The sequence below is a fragment of the Acidobacteriota bacterium genome, from assembly GCA_016713675.1.
Taxonomy (GTDB): domain Bacteria; phylum Acidobacteriota; class Blastocatellia; order Pyrinomonadales; family Pyrinomonadaceae; genus OLB17.
The window spans coordinates 1-25,240 of sequence record JADJOS010000003.1 but is presented as its reverse complement, the minus strand read 5'-3'; the positions used below and the strand labels follow the sequence as shown (position 1 = coordinate 25,240).

The 25,240-nt window shown below is 52.1% G+C and carries 18 protein-coding genes and 3 pseudogenes; 6 read left to right on the top strand and 15 right to left on the bottom strand.

Annotation, left to right across the window (positions count from 1 at the left end; all coding sequences use genetic code 11):
- Window positions 1-536: 536 nt before the first annotated feature.
- The 4 genes and pseudogenes from IPK01_13415 to rpoC all read left to right on the top strand — a co-directional run bounded on the left by IPK01_13415 (window position 537) and on the right by rpoC (window position 9,359).
- Window positions 537-770, top strand: coding sequence for a hypothetical protein (locus IPK01_13415; protein MBK7934453.1), 234 nt, complete (start codon window positions 537-539; stop codon window positions 768-770).
- Window positions 771-926: 156 nt separating this feature from the next.
- Complete coding sequence (locus IPK01_13410; protein MBK7934452.1) at window positions 927-1,757, top strand: hypothetical protein; 831 nt, start codon at window positions 927-929, stop codon at window positions 1,755-1,757.
- 13 nt (window positions 1,758-1,770) lie between these two features.
- Window positions 1,771-4,822, top strand: a pseudogene (rpoB, locus tag IPK01_13405) (DNA-directed RNA polymerase subunit beta).
- 237 nt (window positions 4,823-5,059) lie between these two features.
- Window positions 5,060-9,359: pseudogene (gene rpoC, locus IPK01_13400) on the top strand (DNA-directed RNA polymerase subunit beta').
- Between the two features lie 96 nt (window positions 9,360-9,455).
- Here rpoC and IPK01_13395 read toward each other — a convergent pair.
- From IPK01_13395 to IPK01_13370, 6 genes are all read right to left on the bottom strand, one after another.
- Complete coding sequence (locus IPK01_13395; GenBank protein ID MBK7934451.1) at window positions 9,456-10,373, bottom strand: carboxypeptidase regulatory-like domain-containing protein; 918 nt, start codon at window positions 10,371-10,373, stop codon at window positions 9,456-9,458.
- A 1,176-nt stretch (window positions 10,374-11,549) separates the two neighbouring features.
- On the bottom strand, window positions 11,550-12,269 hold the full coding sequence (locus tag IPK01_13390) for a M13 family metallopeptidase (protein MBK7934450.1): 720 nt from the start codon (window positions 12,267-12,269) through the stop codon (window positions 11,550-11,552).
- Window positions 12,226-13,572, bottom strand: coding sequence for a hypothetical protein (locus IPK01_13385; protein MBK7934449.1), 1,347 nt, complete (start codon window positions 13,570-13,572; stop codon window positions 12,226-12,228). Before IPK01_13385 ends, IPK01_13390 begins: the two co-directional genes overlap by 44 nt.
- 73 nt (window positions 13,573-13,645) lie before the next feature.
- Entirely contained in the window at window positions 13,646-14,392 is a 747-nt protein-coding gene (locus IPK01_13380) for a 1-acyl-sn-glycerol-3-phosphate acyltransferase (protein MBK7934448.1), read from the bottom strand.
- Window positions 14,393-14,395: 3 nt separating this feature from the next.
- Window positions 14,396-15,301, bottom strand: coding sequence for an energy transducer TonB (locus IPK01_13375; protein ID MBK7934447.1), 906 nt, complete (start codon window positions 15,299-15,301; stop codon window positions 14,396-14,398).
- On the bottom strand, window positions 15,270-16,565 hold the full coding sequence (locus tag IPK01_13370; GenBank protein MBK7934446.1) for an HD domain-containing protein: 1,296 nt from the start codon (window positions 16,563-16,565) through the stop codon (window positions 15,270-15,272). The genes IPK01_13375 and IPK01_13370 overlap by 32 nt, the downstream gene beginning before the upstream one ends.
- Window positions 16,566-16,688: 123 nt before the next feature.
- Between IPK01_13370 and IPK01_13365 the strand changes: the two genes are divergently transcribed.
- Complete coding sequence (locus tag IPK01_13365; GenBank protein MBK7934445.1) at window positions 16,689-17,036, top strand: carboxypeptidase regulatory-like domain-containing protein; 348 nt, start codon at window positions 16,689-16,691, stop codon at window positions 17,034-17,036.
- Between the two features lie 49 nt (window positions 17,037-17,085).
- On the top strand, window positions 17,086-17,712 hold the full coding sequence (locus IPK01_13360) for a hypothetical protein (protein MBK7934444.1): 627 nt from the start codon (window positions 17,086-17,088) through the stop codon (window positions 17,710-17,712).
- Window positions 17,713-18,154: 442 nt separating this feature from the next.
- On the opposite strand, the gene IPK01_13355 is transcribed toward IPK01_13360, so the two are convergent.
- From IPK01_13355 to IPK01_13315, 9 genes and pseudogenes are all read right to left on the bottom strand, one after another.
- The gene (locus IPK01_13355) at window positions 18,155-19,600 is read right to left on the bottom strand and encodes a TonB-dependent receptor (protein ID MBK7934443.1); all 1,446 of its coding nucleotides are present in this window, start codon (window positions 19,598-19,600) and stop codon (window positions 18,155-18,157) included.
- Window positions 19,600-19,965, bottom strand: coding sequence for a hypothetical protein (locus IPK01_13350; protein MBK7934442.1), 366 nt, complete (start codon window positions 19,963-19,965; stop codon window positions 19,600-19,602). Before IPK01_13350 ends, IPK01_13355 begins: the two co-directional genes overlap by 1 nt.
- Window positions 19,966-20,169: 204 nt before the next feature.
- Entirely contained in the window at window positions 20,170-20,634 is a 465-nt protein-coding gene (locus IPK01_13345) for a hypothetical protein (GenBank protein MBK7934441.1), read from the bottom strand.
- Between the two features lie 79 nt (window positions 20,635-20,713).
- Entirely contained in the window at window positions 20,714-21,217 is a 504-nt protein-coding gene (locus IPK01_13340; protein ID MBK7934440.1) for a carboxypeptidase regulatory-like domain-containing protein, read from the bottom strand.
- Window positions 21,214-21,357, bottom strand: a complete 144-nt coding sequence (locus IPK01_13335) for a hypothetical protein (GenBank protein ID MBK7934439.1) — start codon at window positions 21,355-21,357, stop codon at window positions 21,214-21,216. Before IPK01_13335 ends, IPK01_13340 begins: the two co-directional genes overlap by 4 nt.
- Window positions 21,358-21,755: 398 nt before the next feature.
- A pseudogene (locus IPK01_13330) lies at window positions 21,756-22,178 on the bottom strand (hypothetical protein).
- Window positions 22,179-23,954: 1,776 nt separating this feature from the next.
- A complete protein-coding gene (locus tag IPK01_13325; protein ID MBK7934438.1) occupies window positions 23,955-24,125 on the bottom strand; it encodes a hypothetical protein in 171 nt (56 codons plus the stop codon).
- A gap of 485 nt (window positions 24,126-24,610) precedes the next feature.
- Entirely contained in the window at window positions 24,611-24,853 is a 243-nt protein-coding gene (locus tag IPK01_13320; GenBank protein MBK7934437.1) for a hypothetical protein, read from the bottom strand.
- Window positions 24,854-24,968: 115 nt separating this feature from the next.
- On the bottom strand, window positions 24,969-25,190 hold the full coding sequence (locus IPK01_13315; GenBank protein ID MBK7934436.1) for a hypothetical protein: 222 nt from the start codon (window positions 25,188-25,190) through the stop codon (window positions 24,969-24,971).
- Window positions 25,191-25,240 lie beyond the last annotated feature (50 nt).

Below are 25,240 nucleotides of genomic sequence, written 5' to 3'. Positions count from 1 at the left end.
GCCGGCGGTTTGACGCCGGAAGCTCTTTCGTAACTTGTGTTTACAATAAATGGCTGTTATGCTACTTGGTTCGCGGGACTCTATTGATGTCGGAGACGCGGAACCAGGCACGGTCGGTTCGGAAGCAATGTTTTATTACGCTTTCGGTGGTTTTTTCAGCGATACGGATCGCAATCAAGTGGAGAGTTGGTGTCCCTTTTAGGCACGCTCGTACAAAATATCTAACGGCAAAAGCTGCTGCTAAGCGGTCAGGGAGAACTTTACCCTCGACCGCCGTTGCCGTCTATTCTTGGCGAATCTTTACATTGGGGAGCTTTAGATTACGAGCATCGTATCAGCAACCTTTGCAAAAATCAACAAGTTTTATAGCCCGCTTTTAATAATATGATCGACAATCCTCTACAAAGCAGCCCCAACGGCCTCGGACGACGCACAAGCCAGTCGCCGACACGCGTAGATTTTTCTAAGATCATACGTCGGCCCAGATCCCGAATCTTATCGAGGTCCAACGCGAATCATACAACCGCTTTCTGCAGATGGACCTGATCCCTGAGGAACGCGATTATATCGGTTTGCAGTCGGTATTCGCTTCGATCTTTCCGGTTTCCGATTTTCGTGAAACGGCAACGCTCGAATATGTCGAATATCAGATCGGAAACTGGCAGTGCAAATGCGGCAACCTCGAGGGCCTCGAGCATCTTCGTGCAAACTGTAAGAATTGCTCGGCCAAAATAAAGGTAGATCCTCAATCCGGCCGAAGTCCTTTGTAAGAATTGCGGCACGTTCAATGCCGTCCGCCCGAATCTCTGCAACAACTGCGGGAACCGGTCGGCCTTAAGCACAAACACGATCAGGAATGTCAGGAACGCGGAATGTCGTATAGCGTGCCGCTCAAGGTGAAGTCCGCCTGACGGTCTACGACAAAGATCCAGACCAACGTTTCGACGATCCGCGCATTAAAAGAAGAAGACGTTTTCTTTGGCGAAATTCCGCTCATGACCGATAACGGCACGTTCGTTATCAACGGTACCGAGCGAGTCATCGTTTCGCAGCTTCACCGTTCGCCGGGCGTGTTTTTCAAGGGTGACCGCGACGATTATTTGGCTAAGATCATCCCGTACCGCGGTTCGTGGGTCGAATTCGAATATGACCAGAAGGGAATCCTTCATGCCCGTCTCGGCAAACGCAAGATCATCGCGACGATCTTCCTGCGTGCCCTCGGCCTGTGGGTAAATCCGCAGATCGACATGAAAACGGTCTCTGACCAGATCCTCGAAGAGGTGGTCAAGAACGCCGAATACCCCGATTCGAGTATCCTCGAACTCTTCTACGTGACAGACGAAGCGGTTGTCGAAAAAGGAAAACTGTTCGTTAAGGTTCCTGAAAAGGGCGAAACGCACCTCGTGGGTATGCGTGCCGAAGAGGACATCAAGAACAAGAAAGAAGAGGTCACGCGTGTTGGCAAAAAGATCACTAAATCGGCATTGAGCGAACTTCGTTCGATGGGCACCGCTAAGGTTGCGGTCGCCACTGCGGATTTTGAGACTGCGTACGCTCTCGAAGATGTCATCAACACCGAAACCGGTGAAGTGATCATCGAATCGAACACCGAGATCGCAGCCGCAAAATGCGGCAGATCATCGAAGAAGGTGTCGAGAGCTTCAAAGTGTTTTCCCGAAACGCGACGTTATCGGCGATGTTATCGCCGCGACACTTCGCAAGGACGCGATCTCAAAACCGGTCGATGCATTGCTTGAGATCTACCGCAAGATGCGTCCGGGCGATCCTCCGACCGTTCCGACCGCGTACCGCTTGCTTGAGGGCATGTTCTTTGACGCACGCCGGTTCGATCTGTCACGTGTGGGCCGCTTGAAATTCAACATCAAGATGGGCCGTCCTGAAAAAGAGGACATCACCAATCCGCTGCTCAAGCCGACCGATTTCATCGAGGTCGTCAACTATTTGCTGCGGATGAAGAAGGACAGCGAGAACTTTGGCCAGGACGATATCGATCACCTCGGCAACCGCCGCGTCCGCGCGGTCGGTGAGCTACTCGAAAATCAGTTCCGCATCGGCCTCGAACGTATGGAACGCGCGATCAAAGAGAAGATGTCCATTCAACAGGATATGTTCACCACGATGCCGCGTGATCTCGTCAATGCGAAACCGGTGACGGCTGCGGTCCGCGAGTTCTTTGGTTCGTCGCAGCTTTCGCAGTTCATGGATCAGACGAATCCGCTGTCGGAAATTACGCACAAACGCCGCTTGTCGGCGCTTGGACCAGGCGGTCTTTCGCGGGAACGTGCCGGATTTGAGGTTCGCGACGTTCACCCGACTCACTATGGCCGTATCTGTCCGATCGAGACGCCTGAAGGCCCGAACATCGGCCTCATCTCGTCGCTGTCGTGCTTTGCACGCATTAACGAGTTCGGCTTTATCGAATCTCCGTACCGCCGTGTTGTCGACGGTCGTGTGATCGAATATGTTCGCCTGCTCAATGGAGGCGATACAAGCTTTAAGCCGGGCGATCATGTCCCGCTTGAGGACGTCGAGGCCGCAAATAAAAAGGTCAAGGGCGGCAAGATCGCACAGTATGAGCCGTGGCCGTTCTACCTCACCGCTTGGGAAGAGGACAAATGGATCATTGGCAAGGCAAATATCGAGCTTGACGAAAAAGGCAATTTTGTAAACGAGCGTAATGCCGCGTCAGAAGGGTGAATTTATCACTGCTGACAAGATGGACACGCAGTACATGGACGTTTCGCCGAAACAACTCGTTTCGGTCGCCGCGTCGCTGATCCCGTTCCTCGAGAACGATGACGCCAACCGTGCTCTCATGGGCTCGAACATGCAGCGTCAGTCGGTGCCGCTTCTTCGTGCCGAATCGCCGTTCGTCGGTACCGGCATGGAAAAGATCGCGGCCCGCGATTCGGGTGCGGTCGTTATCGCAAAACGTGACGGTACGGTCGATTTCGTCGACTCCGAACGCATTATCGTCAAAGCCGATCATCAGGTCGACGGCACGATCTCGCGTGAGGTGACGGCCGACATTTACTCGCTGGTCAAGTTCAAGCGTTCCAACCAGAACACCTGTATCAACCAGCGTCCGATCGTTCAGGTCGGCGAACGCGTCAAGAAAGGCCAGGTCATAGCCGACGGCCCTTGTACCGACCGCGGCGAACTCGCTCTCGGCCGAAACGTGCTCGTGGCATTTATGCCTTGGCGAGGTTACAACTTTGAGGATGCCATTTTGGTCTCCGAAAAACTGGTCAAGGACGATTACTACACGTCGATTCATATCGAGGAACTCGAGATCGAGGCCCGCGATACCAAACTCGGACCTGAAGAGATCACACGCGATATTCCGAATATCGGTGAGAACATGCTCCGCGACCTCGACGAATCGGGCATCATCCGCATCGGTGCACAGGTCAAGCCGGGCAGCGTTCTGGTCGGTAAAGTAACGCCGAAGGGCGAAACGCAGTTGACGGCGGAAGAAAAACTTCTCCGTGCCATCTTCGGCGAAAAGGCCGGCGACGTTAAGGACGCTTCGCTAAACTGCCCGCCGGGAATCGATGGTACGGTCGTCGATGGTCAGATCTTTACACGTAAAGGTCAGGACAAGGACGAGCGTTCGCTCGACATCGAGGGAATGGAAGAGGACGATTTCCACCGCGATCTCGACGACGAAATTCGCATCCTGCAGGAACAGCGTGACGAGCGCATCTACGAGCTTTTCGACGGCCGCAAGCTGACGAAAGACCTCGTTGACGGCAAAGACGTTCTGATCAGAAAGGGTGAAACACTGACGCGTGAGGTCTTGACCGGCATCGATATCCGGCATCTTGCTAAAGCCGAGGTTTCGGCTGGATCGATCGATATCGCCGGGGAGGTAAAGGAATATCAGCAGCGTACCGAACGCCAGATCAACATTCTTCGCGACATCTACGACGAAAAGATCACCAAGCTCAAACAGGGCGACGAACTGCCTCCGGGCGTGATCAAAATGGTCAAGGTCTTTGTCGCGATGAAGCGTAAGCTGAGCGTCGGTGACAAAATGGCCGGACGCCACGGTAACAAGGGCGTTATTGCACGCATCCTGCCAGAGGAAGATATGCCGTACCTGCCGGATGGAACTCCGGTCGAGATCGTGCTAAATCCGCTCGGCGTGCCGTCGCGTATGAACGTCGGTCAGATCCTCGAGACGCACTTGGGCTGGGCCGGCAAGATTCTCGGACTTCACTTCGCAACGCCCGTTTTTGACGGTGCGAGCGAAGAAGAGATCAAGGGCTACATCACTAAGGCCAATCAGAAGTACGACGAACTCGGCATTCCGGCGATCGGTCGGGCCGTCGGGCAAGACCATGGCTCTATGACGGCATGACGGGCGAGCAGTTCGAACAGAAGGTGTGCGTTGGCTACATCTATATGCTCAAACTCTCACATCTGGTCGACGACAAGATCCACGCACGCTCGATCGGGCCGTACAGCCTCATCACGCAGCAGCCATTGGGCGGTAAAGCTCAGTTCGGCGGCCAGCGTTTCCGGCGAAATGGAAGTTTGGGCACTCGAAGCCTACGGTGCGGCTCACATCCTGCAGGAATTGCTGACATGCAAATCCGATGATGTCGCCGGACGTTCGAAGATCTACGAAACGATCGTAAAGGGCGTTTCAAACTTCGAGCCGGGCATCCCCGAATCGTTCAACGTTCTGGTCCGCGAGCTGCAGAGCTTGTGTCTCGACGTCGAGCTCATTCAGGAAGACGAGATCGATCCGGAAGAGATCGTAGCCGGTGTCGATGCCCTCGTTGGCGTTGATTGAGCCCATTAGGAGCTTATGAATCGGTCTCAAATCATCGGAGTACTTGCGATATGGGGAGCGGCCGTTTTGATTGCTTTCCTTTGGAGGAATACTGCAGGCCAGCTTCTATCTTTTTTTCTTCTTGTATTAGGAGCTGGCATGTGGAGAGCCTTCATAGGTTTTGACAAAAAGAGTGAATAGTTCTGACCCGCGATAAGCATCCTAAATTTTGGATAGCTGGAATCATTTTGGAGAAATATGTTTCGATTTAATAACGAGAGCAAAACACAATTGACCACCAATTACGAAGCGATCCGCATTTCACTTGCGTCGCCGGATAAGATCCGTTCGTGGTCGCACGGAGAGGTCACCAAACCGGAAACGATCAACTATCGAACGTTCAAACCCGGAACGCGACGGCCTGTTTTGCTCCCGCATCTTCGGCCCGGTCTCTGACTGGGAATGTCTGTGCGGAAAATACAAGCGGATGAAGCATCGCGGCGTCATCTGCGACAAGTGCGGCGTCGAGGTCACGCAGTCGAAGGTCCGACGCGAACGCCTCGGCCATATCGAGCTTGCTTCGCCCTGTTCGCACGTCTGGTTCTTCAAGGGCCTGCCGTCGCGAATCGGCCACTTGCTCGACATTACCCTGCGCGATCTCGAAAAGATCCTTTATTTCGAGACCTACATCGTCGTGGACGAAGGCGACGTGCCTGATCTCAAGCCCAAGGAATTGCTCAACGACGAGCGTTTCCGCGAATTGTCGCGTGATTATCCTAATCAGTTCGTCGCCAAAATGGGCGCCGAAGCGATCAAGGACCTGCTCCAGACCATCGATATTGCCGAGCTCGTCGAAGAGCTTCGTGCAAAAATGAAAGACGAAACGTCGCAGCAGAAGAAGCTTAAATATTCGAAGCGTCTCAAGGTTTCGAACTCATTCTTACGAAGCGGAAATCATCCCGACTGGATGATCCTCGACGTTATTCCGGTCATCCCGCCTGAGCTTCGACCGCTCGTGCCCCTAGATGGCGGACGTTTTGCGACATCGGATCTTAACGATCTCTATCGCCGCGTTATCAACCGTAACAACCGTCTCAAAAAGCTGATCGAGCTCCGTGCTCCTGAGGTTATCGTTCGCAACGAAAAACGCATGCTGCAAGAGGCTGTCGATGCGTTGTTTGACAACGGACGCCGAGGCCGTGTGCTGCGTGGTGCGAACAATCGCCCGCTCAAATCGCTGTCCGGCACGCTCAAAGGTAAGCAGGGCCGTTTTCGTCAGAATCTGCTCGGAAAACGTGTCGATTACTCGGGACGTTCGGTGATCGTGGTCGGTCCTGAGCTGAAACTGCACCAGTGCGGTTTGCCGAAGAAAATGGCTCTTGAGCTGTTCAAGCCGTTTATCTACAACAAGTTAGAAAAAGACCAGCACGCCGCGACCATCAAACAGGCACGCGAAATGGTCGAACGTCAGGAGCCGATCGTTTGGGACATCCTCGAAGAGGTCATTCGCGAACATCCGGTTCTCTTGAATCGCGCACCGACCCTTCACCGCCTTGGTATTCAGGCCTTTGAGCCGGTCCTAGTCGAAGGTAAGGCTATCAAGATCCATCCGCTCGTTTGTACGGCTTTCAACGCCGACTTCGACGGTGACCAGATGGCTGTTCACATTCCGCTGTCGCCTGAGGCACAGATCGAAGCGAGCGTGCTAATGCTGGCGTCGAACAATCTGCTGTCGCCCGCAAGCGGCCAACCGATCACGGTTCCTTCGCAGGATATCGTTCTGGGCTGCTACTATCTGACGCTCGCTCGCGACGAGATGAAGGGACACAATAAGGCTTTCAACTCGATCGAAGACGCACTGCTCGCACTCGACGCCGGCGTCATCGAAACACAGACCAAGATCCGTCTGCGTTGGCGCGGAGATCTGATCGATCTCTCGGCCGAACATTCAAATCAGGACGTAATGCGTGCCAACGTTCGCGAAGGTGTTGACGTTATCATGGAAACGACCGCCGGCCGTGCGATCCTCAACGAACGCCTCACCCGCGACGGATTGCCATATATCAATGGTGTTCTCAAGAAGAAAGGCTTGCAGAGCCTAGTTACTTTTTGCCACCTTAAACTCGGCCACACGCAGACGGTCGCATTGCTCGACGATCTGAAAGCGATGGGTTTCCTGTACGCGACGAAGGCCGGTGTTTCGATCGGTATTGATGACATGGTCACGCCGACCAACAAGAAAGCGATCATCGCCGAAGCCCTTAAAGAGGTAGATAAACTTCGCAAACAATACGAAGACGCCACAATGACCGATATGGAACGTACCAATAAGGTGACGGCCATTTGGTCCGACGTGACAGATCGCGTTGCGAAGGAAATGTTCAAGGCGATGCACGATCGCGAGAACGAACGCAAGGAATTGAATCCGATCCTCGTCATGGCCGACTCGGGTGCTCGTGGTTCTGAAGCTCAGATCCGCCAGCTCGCCGGTATGCGCGGCCTGATGGCCAAGCCGTCAGGCGAGATCATCGAAAACCCGATCCTTGCGAATTTCCGCGAAGGACTCGACGTTCTTCAGTACTTTATTTCTACGCACGGTGCCCGTAAGGGTCTCGCCGATACGGCACTTAAGACGGCCGACTCGGGTTACCTCACACGCCGACTTGTCGACGTTGCTCAGGACGTGATCGTATCCGAACAGGATTGCGGCACGCTCCGCGGTGTTTACTCTGAGGCTATCATCCGCAACGGTGAAGAGGTCGAGAGCCTTCGTGACCGTATTGTTGGCTGTACATCGCTCGATGACATCATCGATCCGGTCGATGGCAACGTCATCGTAGCGGCAAACACCGAGATCGACGAGGACCTCGGCTCGGCCGTTCAGCTTTCGGGATTGCAGAAGGTCCGAATTCGTTCTGCCCTGACGTGCGAATCGCGTCGCGGTATCTGCGTAAAATGTTACGGCCGCAACCTTGCGACCGGCAACACGGTCGAGATCGGCGAGGCTGTCGGCGTTATCGCAGCACAATCGATCGGCGAACCGGGAACGCAGTTGACGATGAGAACATTCCACGTCGGTGGTACGGCTCGTCTCGAACAAGAGACCAAGCACGCCGCCGCGATGGACGGAACGGTCAAATACCTCGGCGATACCAAGGTCATTAAGAACCGTGCCGGTGAATTCGTGTCGCTTCGACGCCAGTCAGAGATCGCCCTGTTGGACGACCGCGGCCGCGAGGTAGCTCGTTACACGATCGTTTACGGTGCCCAGATCCACGTTAAGGACGGCCAAAAGGTCAAGGAAGACGACATCATCGTCACGTGGGATCCATTCACCTTCGCTATTCTTTCCGAGGTTTCGGGTACGATCAAGTACCAGGATCTGAAGGAAGGCAAAACGGTCGAAGAAGAGATCGACAAGGTCACGGGCCAGAAACGTCTCGTGGTCAAAGATTCGGATGAGAAAAATCAGCCGCGTCTCGAGATCCGCAGCGGCAACAAGGTGCTCAAGACCTATCAGATGCCGATCAGTGCCAACCTTCACGTCGAGGACGGCGATGAAGTGATGGCCGGCGACATCATCGCCAAGATCCCGCGTGAAACGACCAAGACCAAAGACATCGTGGGCGGTCTGCCGCGTGTCGTCGAGCTTTTCGAAGCACGGCGTCCGGGCGAAACGGCCATCATGTCCGAGATCAACGGTACCGTTAAATTTGGCCCGATCTCAAAGGGTAAACGTAAGCTGATCGTGACCGGAGACGACGGCAGCGAACGCGAATACGACATTCCGCGTGGTACGCACATCAACGTGCAGGAAGGCGATCACGTCCGTGCCGGCGAACCGCTTATGGACGGCCCGCTCAACCCGCACGACATTTTGCGTGTTCTCGGAACGGGGGCGTTGCAGAATTACGTAGTGAACGAGATTCAGGAAGTCTACCGTCTGCAGGGCGTTAACATCAATGATAAACACATTGAGGTGATCGTTCGTCAGATGCTGCGTTGGGTCAAGATCAAAGAGGTCGGCGATACCGAATTCCTTATGGAAGAGCAGGTCGATCGCTTCCGTTACGAAGACGAAAACCGCCGTGTCGCGGACGAAGGCGGCCAGACATCGGTCGGCGAACCGCTCTTGCTCGGAATCACGAAAGCATCGCTTTCGACCGATTCGTTCATCTCGGCTGCCAGCTTCCAGGAAACGACTCGTGTGCTTACCGAAGCTGCGATCTCGGGCCGTATAGATTACCTTCGCGGGCTCAAGGAAAACGTCATCATGGGACGCCTCATTCCGGCCGGTACAGGTATGAAATACTACCGCAACGTCAAGGTCGCGTACGATCCGACCGAGAATCGTAAGCAGGAGGACGAGTTCGACGAGTTGACCGACATCCGCGGCGGCCTCGAACTCCCGATCCCGATGGACGTTCCCGGAATCGAGGCAGACGGTTTTGATGACGACATCGATCTCGATGTGGACGAGAACCAGGAGCTCGAAAATGACGAGATCTTTGACATCGACGAAGCCATGAAGATCGAACTTCCGGACGATGAACTCTAATCGGAATGCGGACATGTCTGTCCGCTCAACGTCAATTAACATAAAGGCCGCGAGCATCACGCTCGCGGCCTTTATGACTTTACAAACAACCACCGATCAAAGTGGGTCGGCAACAAAATCGATGTCCGATACGCTGTCCGTCAGGCTGACGACGCGGCTCGGAACAGCAAATGAGAATCGCTTTGAACCCACCGAAACAACATACGTCTCGCCTGCACTAAGACCTTCGATCGAGTAGTACCCAAACGAACTGGTCCTCGCAATCTGCGGCTGTCCGAGCCCGCCACCCGACACCGTAACAGTAGCACCACCGGTCCCGCGACCGTCTGCTGTCGTCACTCGCCCGGATATCGAAGCCGGGGCCGCTGAGGGGCTTTGGACAAACACACCGACCTGCGGCACACGGACATTGTCGATCGTAACAAGCTCCGCGTTAGCATTTGTAAAGACTATAACGCGTATCTGGAGTGTGTTTCCCGTTATGCCGGGGACGGTCGAGGTGGCTGCACCGTCAAAGGATGTGCCGGGATTCTGAAAGGGATATGAAACTGTCGCCAAAGGGTTGCCGCCGTGAACATTTGGGGCAAGTTGATATGTGCCGCCATTCACTTTGTACATGACCTTTATCCAGTCAGTCAGCAGAGTATTAGCCATCACATCCGTGTCAAATCCGACCCAGGTAAGATCGGTCGAAAGGGTCACCGCACCGGCCCCGGCTATGTTGAGCACCGGGCTTTGCCAAAATATCTGCTCATCGAGATCGATACATTCGAGTCGGCCCGCGGCGGTCGTGTTGAAAAAATCCGCCGCGTCGCGTTCGCCGCCCGCAGTGGCCCAAGGGCTGATCGACCAATTCATCCCCGTAAAGTCGTCGATGAAATTGATCTGCCGGCCTTTGTTCGGAGGAGAAAACGTCTCGAGGTATTGAGCACTCGTGTCCGCGTAGCTGATCATTATTATCAACATCACGACGAATATAGTGATCGAGCCGGAAAGGGAATTAGTTTTGTTCATGATCGTTTTGGTCTCGGAGAATAAATGCCTAAAGCTATCAGTTAACGAAAAGTCGTTAAGGCCAGCGAAGTTCTTAAAGCTTGTTCTGTGAAATGTGACTATTATACCCGGAATCAGTTGTGAACCAAAGACTTTTTGTATACAGTCGAAAAGGCCTTTCGAGACGGCCGCGAGCATTACGACTCACGGCCTTTTTTCTTACTTCCTCCGGTTCGCCGTAAACAACCGCCGAATTCGGAAAGTTCGAGGTCAGGCGAGAGGCTAAGGCACGAACGATATGTCAGTGCGATCGTCGGGGTCGACCGGGACGGGACGGTTACGGTTCAAATGGAAATTCGATCGATCTTATGAGAAATGCGGCCGGGTGAAATACACTGCGGATCGCATTACCGCGAGGTGTGAAAACCGTCGTTTTTGCGCATTTTGAAAAACGTATTTTAGAGTGTCGGAAACGGACTTTGGATAAACGTGGTTTAAATTGTGGTACGTACTACAATTTGAGTTGAAATAGCCTGTTTTATTGTGTTTCAGAGCACGACAAAGCTCATTTTGCAGCTTCGGGGCGTGCTGCGAAGAGAACGAAAGGGTGTCGTTTAGGGTGTCGGAATGGGTGTCGAACCCGGCGGCTTGTTAGGCACATTTCGACACCTGAAATTCGGCTGTTTGTGAAAAATGGTGATCGAGGTCGAAAAATGTGTTTTCGATGATCTCGACAAGAACGACCATTTCGAACAAGGATATTACCGCGATCACGTCGTCGCCGAGGCATTGAATTTACGGGCCACCGCGACAAAACGCCTATGAGCCCGACGAGTTCGATCAATTTGAAAAGACAGATCCGGACGATGACGGTCTTCCAAACAATTTTCGGGCAATTGTGAGTCGCGCTGACGTCGTCAAACCGGCAACAAGGCCCGAGCCGAAACGTTGTTTCTGTGATATACGGCAACCAGTAAAATTTACCTTACATGCCTCCGTAGCTCTCAACTATTACGTCCTCATGGTCCTGTTGAAATGAAACCGGCCCTAAATTTGTGCTCGAAAGATCAGAGAGGCGCAATGAAGACTTGGGTATCGCCTGCGATCTGTGCGACCCTGGATCTCTGAACAAAAGGCCGTGAGCACGATTGCTCACGGCCTTTGTTGGAGTTAGGAGCTACCTAGTATTCAAATACTCTACCAGATCTCACATACCTTTTCGCGGATCATCTTGGCCGGCACTTTGCAGGCGAAGGCTTCGGCAAATTCGGGCATGTTGGACATCGGGCCGTTGACGCGCCAGCGGGGCAGGGAATGAGAGTTGGTTGCGACCTGCAGGCGTTCAGCGTCGGGCGTGTATTTGCCGGCCCAGACCTGGGCCCAGCCGAGGAAGAAACGCTGTTCCGGTGTAAAGCCGTCGATGTTGGCCGGACGAGGTTTGCCTTCCATCGATTTCTTGAACGCATAGTAGGAAACGGTCAGCCCTGCAAAATCGCCGATGTTCTCACCGAGTGTCAGTTTACCGTTGATAAACAGGTTAGGCTGCACTTCGTACTCGTTGAACTGTTTGACGACACAATCGGCGCGTTCTTCAAATTGTTTACGGTCGGCGTCGGTCCACCACATCTTCAGGTTGCCGTCGGCGTCGAAGCGGCTGCCCGAATCGTCAAATCCGTGCGTGATCTCGTGGCCGATGACACCGCCGATAGCACCATAATTTATGGCGTCGTCAGCGTTGAAATTAAAGAACGGCGGCTGCAAGATACCGGCCGGGAAAGTGATGTCATTGTTGACACTGTTGTACGAGGCGTTGACCGTCGGCGGTGTCATGCCCATACGCGTCTTGTCACGCGGTTTGCCGAGGTCCTTGAAATTACGCGATCTGAAACTGATTCGACCGCAGAATGTTGCCCGCATACGATTTGCGGTCGATCGTCAGACCCGCATATCCGCGAAGGACATCAGGATAGCCGATCTTTCGTTTGAACGTCGACAGCTTTGCATGAGCCTGTTTTTTGGTCTCGGCACTCATCCATTTGAGTCCGTCGATACGCTCTTTCATCGAGACCATCAGGTTGTCGATGAGTTCGTTCATCCTTGCCTTCGCCTCCGGCTTGAACGCGATCTTTGCGTACTCCATTCCGAGTGCTTCTCCGAGTGCACCGTCAACGGCCTGAGTGCAGGTTTTCCAACGTGGTTGGCGTTCCTTTTGACCGGCTAAATATTTGCCGAAGAAATTGAAGTTTTCGTCGGCGAATGCCTTGGGCAGGGCCGGAGCGGTCGAGTTTATCGTCATCCAGCGGAAATATACTTTCCAGTCTTCGATGGGAACGGACGTGAGCATCGCGTTCACTTCTTTAAAGAAATTAGGTTGGGCGAGATTAATGGTGGCTTCGGGAGTCACGCCGCGTGTCGCCATATAGGTTGCCCAAGAGAGATTCGGAGTCAGATCCTGTGCCGCAGCCATTGTGATCGTGTTGTAGCGAGTGTCCGGATTTCGCATCTCGGTCTGAGCAAGTGATGCCTTGGCAAGACGGGTCTGCATCTCCATGACCTTGGCGGCATGGTCTGCTGCAGAATTTGGAGCATCTCCGAGCAGCTTGAACATATTCGTCATGTATTCGACGAATTTGCCACGCGTCTCTACAGATTTGGCATCGTCTTTGGTGTAGTAATCTTTGCCCGGCAAGGTCAGTCCGCCTTGACCGGCGTTTATGATCACGGCGTTCGAATCTTTCAGATCGGGCCCGGCACCGAAACCGAAAAGGGCAGGAAGAGGAGCATTATGCATCTTCCCGATCAATTTGACGATATCTGCTGACGATTTCAGCGATTCGATCTCCTTGAGATACGGTTTGATCGGCTTGAGGCCCGCCTTTTCGATCGACGCTTCGTCCATGCAGGATGCGTAATAGTCACCGATCATCTGCTGATCACTGCCTTTCGTTGCTTTTGCTGTAACCGCTTTTTCGAGGATCGTTTTCAACAAAGCGCTGTTCGAATCGCCGAGAATATTGAAGGTTCCCCAGCGGGATTCGGTCGGAGGGATCTGAGTATTCTTAAGCCAAGTGCCATTGGCGTATTCGAAAAAGTCCTGGCAGGCATCCACCGAACGGTCCATTCGGCCGGTATCAAACCCGGTGCTCTGGGCAAGGGTGGACGAGTACATCGACATCAAAATAACGAAGACCGTCATTGAACGGAAAAGGTGTTTAGGCATAGTTTGCTCCTGTAAGAAAAGTCGTGTTAATACGGAGGGAATTAACAAAAAGTTTATGTCGAAACGTACCGGATCACAAGACCGGAACGAACATCTCGGCCACACGGTCACGCAATTCGGCAGCGAGCAGTTTGCGGTCCTGGTTCTGGATCGGAGTTTCACCGAATGTAACGGTCGCGGTGTACTCAGGTTGTTTGAAAATTCGCCAGAGATGCTCGAAAAAACTGATGTCCTCCCACCAGCAAATAGCCTGATTTGCCGACATTCCGCCGGGCGGCGTCCGGTAGCTTATCGAGGCATACGAGACCGGAATATTTTTGACGGCGGCAAATTGTAGAAACGACGAGTTAAAGGGCAGCACAGTTTCGCCTTTGGTGCTTGTACCTTCGGGAAAGACGATCACACCTTCGCCGTCGTCGAGGCGTTTTATGATCTCTTCGCCGGCACGCGGAATGTCGCGGCGATTTTGACGGTCGATAAAGATGGTACCCATATCGCGTATGATCCGGCCTGCGACCGGCCAACCGTTGACCTCGCTCTTGGCGACAAATACTCCCATTGCAGCAACTCGCAATGCTGACATGTCGACAATGCTGAGGTGATTGCAGACCAGAAAAAACGGCGGCTTTGGCGCGGTGCCGATGACCTCAAGCCGCATTGCCGATATTTTTGCAAAGCTGAGCGTCCACCAGTAAAAGATCGACTGACGCCAATGTATTTTGTTTGGAACAAAGTAATGCGTGATGAGCCAAAAGAAATAAAGCCCAAGCGTCGATACTGTGAAGAGAATTGTTTTGACGGTGGCCCGAACAGTTTGCATAGATCACGGTTTGGCTTCGGCCTTTTTGAAATTGTACCGAAGCAAAACGCGCATTGGCAAAGTCCTTTTGTCACGTTCCGCGGGTCGCCAGTTCATCGTTCGCACCGCTTTTTGGACCGATTCATCGAGCCCGAACCCAGCCCAGCGGACGATCTCGGTTCGGGTGACAGAGCCGGCAGCATCGAGGTCGACGAGAATCTCGACCGTCGCGGTGACGTTGTAGAGATAGGCCGTCTCTGAATATTCGGGTTTGATGCGTCGATAAGGGATCGGGGCAATAAAGCCTTTTGCATCCGGCGTACCGGGCAGCGGCGGCTCTGCTATGTTCAAAGGGCGATGTTCGACGATCTCCAGCTTATGAGCTCCTTTGATCGTTGCCGCAAGATCGAGGGCCATAGCCGGGATAAGAGCGAGCAGCTTGGTATTGGCCTCTGCCTGAGTTCTTTGCTCGGCGTTTCGGATCGTCCAATATGCGAGTCGTCCGGTGCGTGAACTAACGACATAGATCGCAGCGAACGATTCGTAATACTCGGGCCGTTCAAATGACGTTCGCCTTAGGTTTCCCGTCTTTATAAGGAGTAGGAAGTCACACCCGATCGCCGAACCAGTGATCTTGGCCTCTTCGGAGGTCATATTGTATGGATCGCTATGCTTCGAAGCCTTGAAGGCCGCTTCGACAAGCGATGGGTCAAGTGTATCAAGATGAGCCGAAAGGTCGCCTTTGAGTTTGGGAACAAGGTCAGAGACCGGTTCAGCATTCGGTTCCAGCACAGCGACGATCTGGGCTTCTACCGAAACGGTGAAAATACACAAGAGTAAGCTGATGAAAAGAATGGGGCTCCAATTATGTGCACCTTTTACCTTTCCACTCGAGAACTTAGTTTTTATGATAAAGCCGGCCGATCTCATTTTTTAGCTCGGAAGGAAAACAAATACGGTGAAGCGAATAGCCCTCTTGTAGTCCTCGAACGGCTGCGCTGACCTCAGATATCTCGCGGATCGACGGCTTAGCAAAACCGTGCTCGACATATATCAGATCTTTGGCGTCCGATTTGTCCTTGGTATAAAAATAATGATCCGAATTTCCCGCTTCGTCCTCGATCACGTAATAATCGGGATCGAAGCCGTGGTCTTTGACAACTTGACGGACGCCTTCGATAAATGCCGGCCTTGTCTCCGCCGGCATATCAAGATCGAATGCTTTGAAAAGCCGACGGTCGAGAAACCGCGAGGACAGGTCGGCGAGTATCTGGTCCGTCGATGTGCGCCATTGCTTGATATAAAAGAGCACGTCAGTATCATCGAGGGCGAGGTGTTCGGTCAAAGTTAATTTCTGTCCGCGAAGTACATTTTCGAATGGCGTATTGGGCCGGTACCAAACATCTCCACCGTTACGAAACAGCTGAAGGGCACGTCTAAGCAGCAGTTTGAGCACGGCCTCAGCTGATCGAAGCGTTCGGTGAAAATAGACCTGACGAAACATATAGTACCTCGCCTGCAGATAATCTTCGACGGCATAAATGCCCGGAGCTGAGATATAAAGATGGTCCTCGGCCTCGTTGATCTCGATCGATTTTATGATCCACTCAAGGTCGTAGATGCCGTATTTGGCACCGGTCATCAAGCTGTCTCGGAGCAAATAGTCCATTCGGTCGACATCGAGTTGTGACGATACAAGCTGAGCCAGTGCCCGCCGGCGAAAATCGCCGCGAATGATCGACGCCACGTCCGCAGCAAGATCAGGGGAGTGATCATACAACAGGCGGCCTATCGCGGTTTCGGTGCTCAATATCGAGTCGATCGAAAATTGCTCGTGATGGAAACCGAGGATCGACTCAACAACATGTGAATACGGACCGTGGCCTACGTCATGCAGAAGTGCGGCGATCCGCACTGCGGAATATTCCTCGCCGCTGATCGAATATTTCAGCCGCAAACGATCGAGTGAACGCGTTGCCAGATGCAATGCTCCAAGTGAATGCGTAAATCGTGAATGTTCTGCCGATTGATATGCAAAATACGCGAGCCCTAGCTGCCGGACACGGCGCAGCCGCTGAAATTCCGGGGTGTCGATCAGCGACACGAGCAATTGACCATCGGTCGAACCATTACCGACGCGAATAATATTGTGCACCGAATCTCGATAGATCCGCTCTCGTCCGTGTTTGCTCATAACGAATTATCCTGAGGTCTAAGCTCGAATTTAACAGGATAAGGCGAAAACTACACATCAAAATAGGTTGATGATATAATTCACTCTTCCTATCAATTTCGTTCTTATTACCTGGAGGTTGCAATGAAACCAATTTACAAACGACTACTTATGATCTCTGCCGTGTCATTATTGGCTGCCGGGGCTGTATTAGGTTCCGCGGGTACGCCCGTTGCGAGTAGTGTGCAGGGCACGGTCTACGACAAGCAGCGAAACCCTTTGCCTGACGTGGATGTCGAGATATTGAATGATCTCTATCAATCGCTCAATCGTACCAAGACCGATGCCACCGGTCGATACTACTTTGGCGGATTGAGTGACGGACGCTACACAATACGTGTCCTCGCATTCCGTTATGATCTTGCCGATCAGGACGTCCCGATCGAGATCCAAACGATGACCGTCAGAGGCACCGAGGAGTTTCGACCATAGTCCAGGATTTTTCCTTCAGCCGAAGAAAGGCGGGCTTAAGGAGTCGGAAATGGGTGTTGTGTTCGCGCAGGATATTCCAAAGGCCGCCAAGGATTCATATGATCAGGCATTGAAGGATTTTGCAAGTAAACGCGATTCGGAAGCTTTTCAAGGAATAAAGAAAGCCCTTGAGCTATTTCCAAACTACTACAATGCTCTTCATCGTTTCGGAACGGAGTTATTTGTGAGAAAACAGTATCTCGAGTCTGCCGGAGTATTTTTGAAGGCAGTCGAGATCAATCCGAAAAGTGCAACATCCTTTTATTATCTTGGTTATGACTTTTACAATCTTGGCGACAAGTACAATAAGGCTGCGAGGACCGCGACTAAAGAGGCCCTTTCGATGGCTCCCGGATCGCTGCAGGTACTGATGCTTATGGGCAAGATCGAGCGGCGTGACAGCAATTTTGCCGACGCGGAAACTCATTATCTGCTTGCTAAAAAGCTCTCAGCGTCCAAGGTGCCGGAGATCCATAAGGAACTTGCCCAGCTATATGCAAACGATATGAAGAAATATGGCGAGGCCGCGGCGGAACTTGAACTTTACCTCAAAACAAGCGGAGCTACGGGTGAAGATGAAAAGAAGACCAAAAAGCTGATCGCGGATCTTAGAGCTAAATCAAAGCCTTCGAATTGATATTGTTTCAGATCTGACCGGTATAAGAGGCTGTCTGGCAAGACAGCCTCTTTTTTATGCCCAGGAAGGATCATCCCCGCTCCGAGAGTTTCCGATCGTTCTTCTCGCAAGACCTCCCCAACTTCTCATCGGATACGAATGACCGGCGGAGTGTTGAAACCCCGTATTTGTCATAATTCTTCAAGTGAACCGAGTTTGAGCTGTATCAGGATCGCTGCAACATCAACGAATATCTTTCCGATAGCTTGCTCAATGCAGTGTGCGATATCTGCCTAAGGGGTTCCGGAGATATGCTCAGTTCCGGGTAACGCTTAGCTAATCATATTGCCGGAGCAGGACATCTGTCGACGACCTTGAGTCCGGTCAATATGGATATGCATGTCGGGAAATAAAAGGGCCTGTCCGTTGCCGGACAGGCCCAAAGCGTTTCTTAAACTATAATTTAGAAGTAGAAACGGAATCCAAAGCGGACGTCACGTCCAGCCTGGAATGAATTAGGCTGACCGTACGTGTTGAGCGTACGGTTGGCTTGAGGTGTCTGGACAAGGGCTCCAGCCGGTTGACCAAACGGTGTAACGGTCGTGCCAATATTATTATTGTTGATATAATTCAGCACAAACTGGCTAATACCAGTACCGTTGAATATTGTCTGGAATACCTGAAGTTCACCCTGACATGTGGTGCAGCCGCCAAGGACCAGCGCCGTCGAAGGATTACCAGCATTGGGGTTGCTGGCACTCGCTACGCCGCCCGTAATAGCAGTACCACCAGCAAAGTTTACTCCGCTAATGTTATTCTGTACTCCAAGTACATTACTCTCATTAAACAAGTTGCGGATATCGACAAATCCTTCGATCGAGAAGCGGTTGTCGCGTCCGAACTTGTAGCGATGATTGACACCGAGGTCGGTTTCAGTAAACATCTCTGTTCGGCCGAGATCGCCGCGTCCGGTAAGGATGGTGGTTCCCAGACTGTACAGATTGTAGATCGTGGTCAATGGCGTACCCGACTGGAAGGTCGTGAAAGCATTGACGCTGGTGCGGTTGACACCGTTGTTCTTCCAATCAAATGAATAACCGCCGTATGCCTTGACGACATGCGTACGATCTGTTGCAAGAAGTCCGTCATCCGGATCACCGTCAGCGGTGAAGCCGAGGGGCGGAAGGTCGAAGTAACGGTTTACGTTCGGGCTGTTACGTCCGCCTTCGTCAGTACTTGCCAAACCTGAGTAGTTACCGAATAGACGGCTCCAGGTGTAGTTAATATTGAAGAAGTAGTTAGTAGCACGTTTGTCCAAACGAACTTCGATAGCATCGTATTTACGATTAGCTTTCGTGCAAGGATAGTTGCCCTGACGCGAAATTTCGCAAACCAAGCCGAGGCCCGGGTTTCCGATGATGTATGCTTCCGAACCCTGATCGTTGAAAACGCCTACGTCTTCGATAGCACGGTCAACGTTCTTGTGTGTGTAACGACCGGCAAGAACAAAGTTCTGGCCAAGACTACGCTCAAGACCGAAGGTGTAGAGGTAGTTGTAGCCGCGAGCCGGCGTGAGGTCAAAGAAATCACGACGGAAGAAATCGCCGCCGAACGAACCGCGGGGCAGTTCATACTTGAAGCGGTCATAGAACCAACCATAGTTAGCAATCAATTTGGTCTTGCCATCACCGGTCAGGTCAAATGCACCACCGATACGGGGTGAGATCTTGTCGCCCCAACCAAAGGTGATCGCCTGCGAAGTTGCAGCCGGGCCAAAACTCGGGACAGATTCGTTTTCGATACGGACACCGAGGTTCAGCGTCAAGCGGCTGTTAACCTGCCAGCTGTCCTGAACGAACAAGCCGTGGTTGTCGCTGCTTGCTTCACCAACTGTGCCGAAACGGGTCATCAGACCAGATCCGAGTACACAGCTAGGTCGGCGGAGCAGGTGCGGTCGGGCAAAGCGGTCCTGACGGGGTTGCTCACCGTCAAGGTGCGTTGACCAAACGGGCCATAGAACAACTGAATGAGGCCGAGGTCCGCGTATCCGCGATCAACGGTATTGAACAAGCGGTTCAACTGGTAACCGAATTTGATATTGTGACGTCCGCCGGCATTTAAGCCAACAAATCCGGCATCAGCATCAAATGTGGTACGGGTCGAAACGTCGTAGCTGACCTGTGAGTTATTAGCAACGTTCTGGAAACCTTGGGTGCAACCGGTCAAAGCGGCGGTAGCAGGTCCGGAAACCTGAGAGCAAAGCACTCGGGTCATACGCGGAACCGAGTATGATCCAAGTTTCTCATTCAGGAAGCTTCGGCCGAAGCGGAAGTTCAGGATCGCCCAGTTGGTCGGATTCCAGGTTGCGCCTGGAGTTGAACGCGTTGGCGTTCTGACGTCCGCCCTGCTGACCTATAAAGGTCGGGGCCGACAAGCGTTCCAATGGTGCCGCCGTAATTGACGGGTGCCGGAGCGCCGTTAAGGCCTTCGGTCGTTCCCGGGAAGCAGGCCGTCCTGAACCGTCGGGTTGTAAAGGAATGTTGCAAACATGCGAAGTCTCTTGAACGGCTGTGCATCCAAACGACCAAACATATTCTCCTGACGGGTATTGTTCTGATAGCGAACGGTACCTGCAGGAGCGACCGCACGCGTCGCAGGGTTAAGTTGCTGCTGCGGATCGGTTGTGATGAAATACGTAATGTCACGTGTTACATCATCGATCTGCGGTGCATACGAACCAGAGAACCAAAGTTTGCCTTTGGCGATCGGGCCGCTGAACGAAGCAGTCGGGTAGAAAGAAGTTCCGCCGTCATTGGGCGGCTGGAAATAGGTCGTTGCACCGGCCGTGTTCGAGACACCGCCGACGTTGAACGAACCCAGGATCGCACGACGGTCACCCTGAATTTTGCAACTCGGAAGGACGAACCGAACGATCCACGCCATTTGTCATTACCACCAGAGGTGACAACGTTGACGATACCACCGGTAGCTCCGCCGTATTCAGCTTCGTAACCGGTCGATTTTACCTGTACTTCCTGAACCATTTCGAAAGGAATGCTGAAGTTCCCGTCGAGTGAACCGGTACGGAAGTTAGTAACTTCCCTGTCCATCGATGATGAACACGTTTTCCGATCCGCTGGTTGTCAATCTGAAATCCGCCGAGTTCCGGACGGACATTCGGAGCGATCTTGAGCAACGAAGCAAAAGTAACGCCTGCAGGAAGATCTTCGATGATGCGTTTGGTGATGGTCGTGTCAACCTTGGTATTGCCAAGATCGATACTAACAGCCGAGTCAGATGTGACTTCGACCGTAACCTCACCAGCACCGACTTCGAGTTTCGGGCTTACGTTGGTCGTTTTGTCGACCGAAACCTGGATCTCCTGGGTGGTTCGCTTAAAGTTTGTCGCCGTCGAGGTCATGGTGTATGAGCCCGGAGCGATCTGTGAAAATTGAAAGAAGCCGTCATCTCTCGATGTGGTCGTCGCAGAAAAACCAGAGGTTGATCCCGATGCCCTTAACGTCACCGTTGCGCGGCTACGACGGCACCATTCGGGCCAGTTACGGTTCCTTCAACATTACCCGTGGTCTTTTGGCCGAATGCAATTGCCGTGAAGCAAAAGACCAGCGAAAGAGCTGCGGTAATAAATTTGAAGTTCTTGTTCATTTTTATCTCCTAAAAAATTAGAGTCGTGAAGTTAAATACATAAGCGAATCGATCAAACCATTTTAAAATACTCAACCGATGCAAAATACACCTTACTTAATGCAATTCTGAAGCCATTGGAAACCATTGCGGTGTTGGATGTTAAAGTGTTGAAAACAAATGACTTGTCGTCAGGGTTACCTGCGGGATGATGAGCGAATTTCAATGCGGGATTTCAATTTATCGTAATATATTCACGAATTTGGATTTTTCGAATCAAAATTGGATCAAATGCCATTTTTCCCTTTTTGTCCTCATAATGGGCTGCGGCTTCTCGGCCGCCACTTCGATCGGAATTCGTTCAACTATCCTGAGTCCGGCTGTTTCAAGAGCTTTCAATTTGTCGGGATTGTTAGAGATCACGCGGACCTTGCATAATCCAAGATCGAACAAGATCTCGGCACACTGCTGATAATCTCGGCTGTCCACTGCGAATCCGAGCTGCTCATTGGCCTCGACAGTATCGGCACCTTCGTCCTGCAGTGGGTAGGCCCGATCTTGTTTATGATGCCGATGCCGCGGCCTTCCTGCCGTTGGATAGACGATAGCTCCAAGGCCTTCGGCCCTCGATCATTTCCATCGCCTTGTGAAGCTGCGGGCAGCAATCGCATTTGGATCGATCCGAAGACGTCACCCGTCAGACACTGCGAGTGAATACGTACAAGAGTCGGCACGTCTGCCTCCATCTCGCCCTTTATAAATGACAACAAACTCCTCATCGCTGGTGAGCGAGCGGTAACCGGTGATGTTGAACCGCCGATCTGCGTTGGCAGTTTGGCAGTACACGTCCGACAGTGACTATGCGGGAGGCCCCGGCAATCGGGACTGCTTTCAGGTTGACCGGAGCTTTCAGCATCTTTTCCCTATTGCTGGATTATAAACTTTAACGCGAACAAAACTTATAAACAACAATTCTCTTCAAAGCGGATCGAATTTTCGATCGTATCGACCATGCCGCCTCTATCCGGATCAATGCCCGAAACTAGTTTCGCACGGCGTACTATTCCTCGCTCTCACGGGAAAAATTGGCCAAAACTTTAATATCTTGTCCCGCAGTTGTCCCGCTCATGTCGGGGACAGGAAGTAACTGAAAACAATAGAGTTGCAGTGTTTGACCGTGAAATTTTCGCCAAAATCTGAAAAAATCTCCGCGGATCAAAAAGCTAAACTGCTGGAAACAGTAGGCTTAACAATTTCGGCTGGCGAAGTCTCTTGGGACAAGTTTTCCTGACCTCCTTTGCTCAAGACCACCTATTTTTCAAAGATCACGCATCTTTCTCTGCGATAATTTTGAGGCCAATAAGAAGTATATCATAGATAGCGAGGCGTTCCGTATATGCAATTATTCAAGCTCAGATGCATATAGTAGGCGCAATTTCTTTGAGCGGTGAGAATTGCCGATTCCCGGACGTGAAGCAAGTCGATCAAATATAGAAATCTAAGAAGCTGCCGGGAAAGCGAATTTCCGGCAGCCTCGTAATCCATCGGATGGCGATCTCTATTTGTCGTCTTTCATTTCGTCTTCAGAAGCTTCCTTACTATTATCAGGTTCCTGATGAGCGAATACGACTGAGTCGGCAGATCCGAATATCCGTTGGAGAGTATTCCGCCCAATACTTCTGAAACTTTTTGCTGGTGCGCGGTCGGAGACGAGCAGGGCACTGTTGTCGTTTTCGGCAAATGCGAGGTCGAGCCGGACAAGTTCGGAGGTGATGTGCCGGCAATAATTGGCAATCGGCAAGGTGGTGGATAAATCGGCGCGGTTTCGCGTCCGTGATGTTGCCCTTGGCAAATGCACTGGAGAGTGTCCTGATCGAGATGGCTAACAGTTGCTTCGTTCGACGAGCGTCCGCGAAGGAAACCGCCAAGCAACACCTGGAACCTTCTCGTCCGTATTGTTGATCTTTCCTGTGTTTCCCATCTCAATTATGAACCTCCCCGGAATACTTCTGACGCAGATCGTAAAACTTTTTGCGTAAGTATTTTGTATGTGGCTTGACTCCTTAAACCAGACGAGCGTGAGTGATCATTTTGCCGTCAAGTTTCGATAAACATCGCCGCTGGAAAGGTCTTGTGTTGTACAAGGCCAAGACAGATCTCGATCTCCTCCTTGAGATTGTGAACATTGGTAAGTCGTCGCGGAAAAGTTGCAGCACTTTGGCATAACTTTTCGAGCCAACTCATTACTATTGATTCGGTGGGATCTGGCCTGCGGCTGGTCGCGAGTTGCAGATTTGTTGGAACCATTCGCGGAGTTAAGCGAGTTTCGTTTTCAACCAGTCGCGAGATCTCCTCAGCCTTAGACTACCGACGTGGTAGTACATCAGCAAGATCGTCCGTGATCGGTCGAGTGAGTTGTGGAAAAAGCGTTGTTGAGAGACGACACCGTGGCGGTTCGGTAGCGATTGGACGACTATCTCTTCGAAAAACGGCATCTTCGCCGCCGGATGGTGGAGCCAAAATTGGCGTGAGCGGCACCTTCACCGATCGTTCCGGTCGCTTCGTTGAACGGAAACTTCGTCGGGCTAGCACGAGGAGATCGACGACTGAATGCCATATTACTGTCCGACCCAACCGCGAAGAGAGCCACGGCCGCTGTAGGTTGCAAATTTTGAGACGCGTTCACCGTCAACCACGCGTGTCCCAGTATAATTCGGGACGTAAACACTGTCGATAACTTCCTGAGCGTCGATGTCGGTCTTGGCGAGGTGACGGGCGACGCGTTCCATGTAGGACCGGTGCTGATCAAATTCCCAATTATGACGTTCATTGCGAACGAGCAGGCGAGAGCCATAAAACAGATCGTCTGCCTGGACCCGACCGGAGAAATTTCGGAAGGTCTGATTCTGTAACGGGCTCTGGACGAGGCGGCAAAGAGATATTTCGCGGCGTTCGTTTAGCGACGCGTTGAATGTGTTTAGCTCGAAACACCAAAATTAGGCTCATTTTCGTAGCAACCGGCGTAAATACCGGCGATCATCGAATCGGCTAATTTTTTTGAGGAGAATCATTCATCGGTTGAGAGTGAGCAAATTTATTTGCCCGTAATTATAAACAAATTTGAATGAGCAGCCTAATTAAAAAGTTCACCCTTCGTGTTCCATTTTCGACACCCAGCGGCGGCGTCTGAAATCCGGGAGCTGGAGCAGCTTCTCGTCGGAATACTGCAATTGGTATAGACGCCAATAGTGGCCCTTGGTTTGCTAACAGTTCATTATGCGTACCGATCTCGCGGAGTTCGCCGTGATGCAGAGAACGATGATGCGGTCGCATTTTTGATCGTCGAAAGACGGTGAGCGATAACTGAGACGTTCGACCTTCCACGCGTTCGACGGCGCGTTGGATAAGCTGTTCGGTCTCGGTACGATCGAGCTGGTGCTTCGTCCGGGATCATTATCGTTTGATCGAAGGCGAGTGCACGGGCGAATGAGATCAATTGCTTCTGCTCGACTGACATAGCCGGCACCGCGTTCACGAACCTCTGTGGAAGGCAGCCGCCGTCCAGCTTTTTAATGAAATTCGTCGGCCCGCACTTTTCGCTACCCACCGGACGCGTTCCAATACCGATCTCATCATTGCCGGAGTTTGATGTTATTTTCGATCGTCCCGCTAAACAGAAAGACGTCCTGCAAAACGACCGCAAAGATCGAACGCAGGTCGTGAAGATCCCACTTCGTGGATATCGACACTATCGAGCAGGATCGATCCTCTTCTGAATGTCGTAAAACCGCATCAGCAGATTGCGACCGTCGATTTGCCTGAACCTGTATGGCCCACAAGAGCAATACTTTCACCAGAGATCGACCTTGAACGAAATATCCTTATGGACCCAATCTTCTTCTTT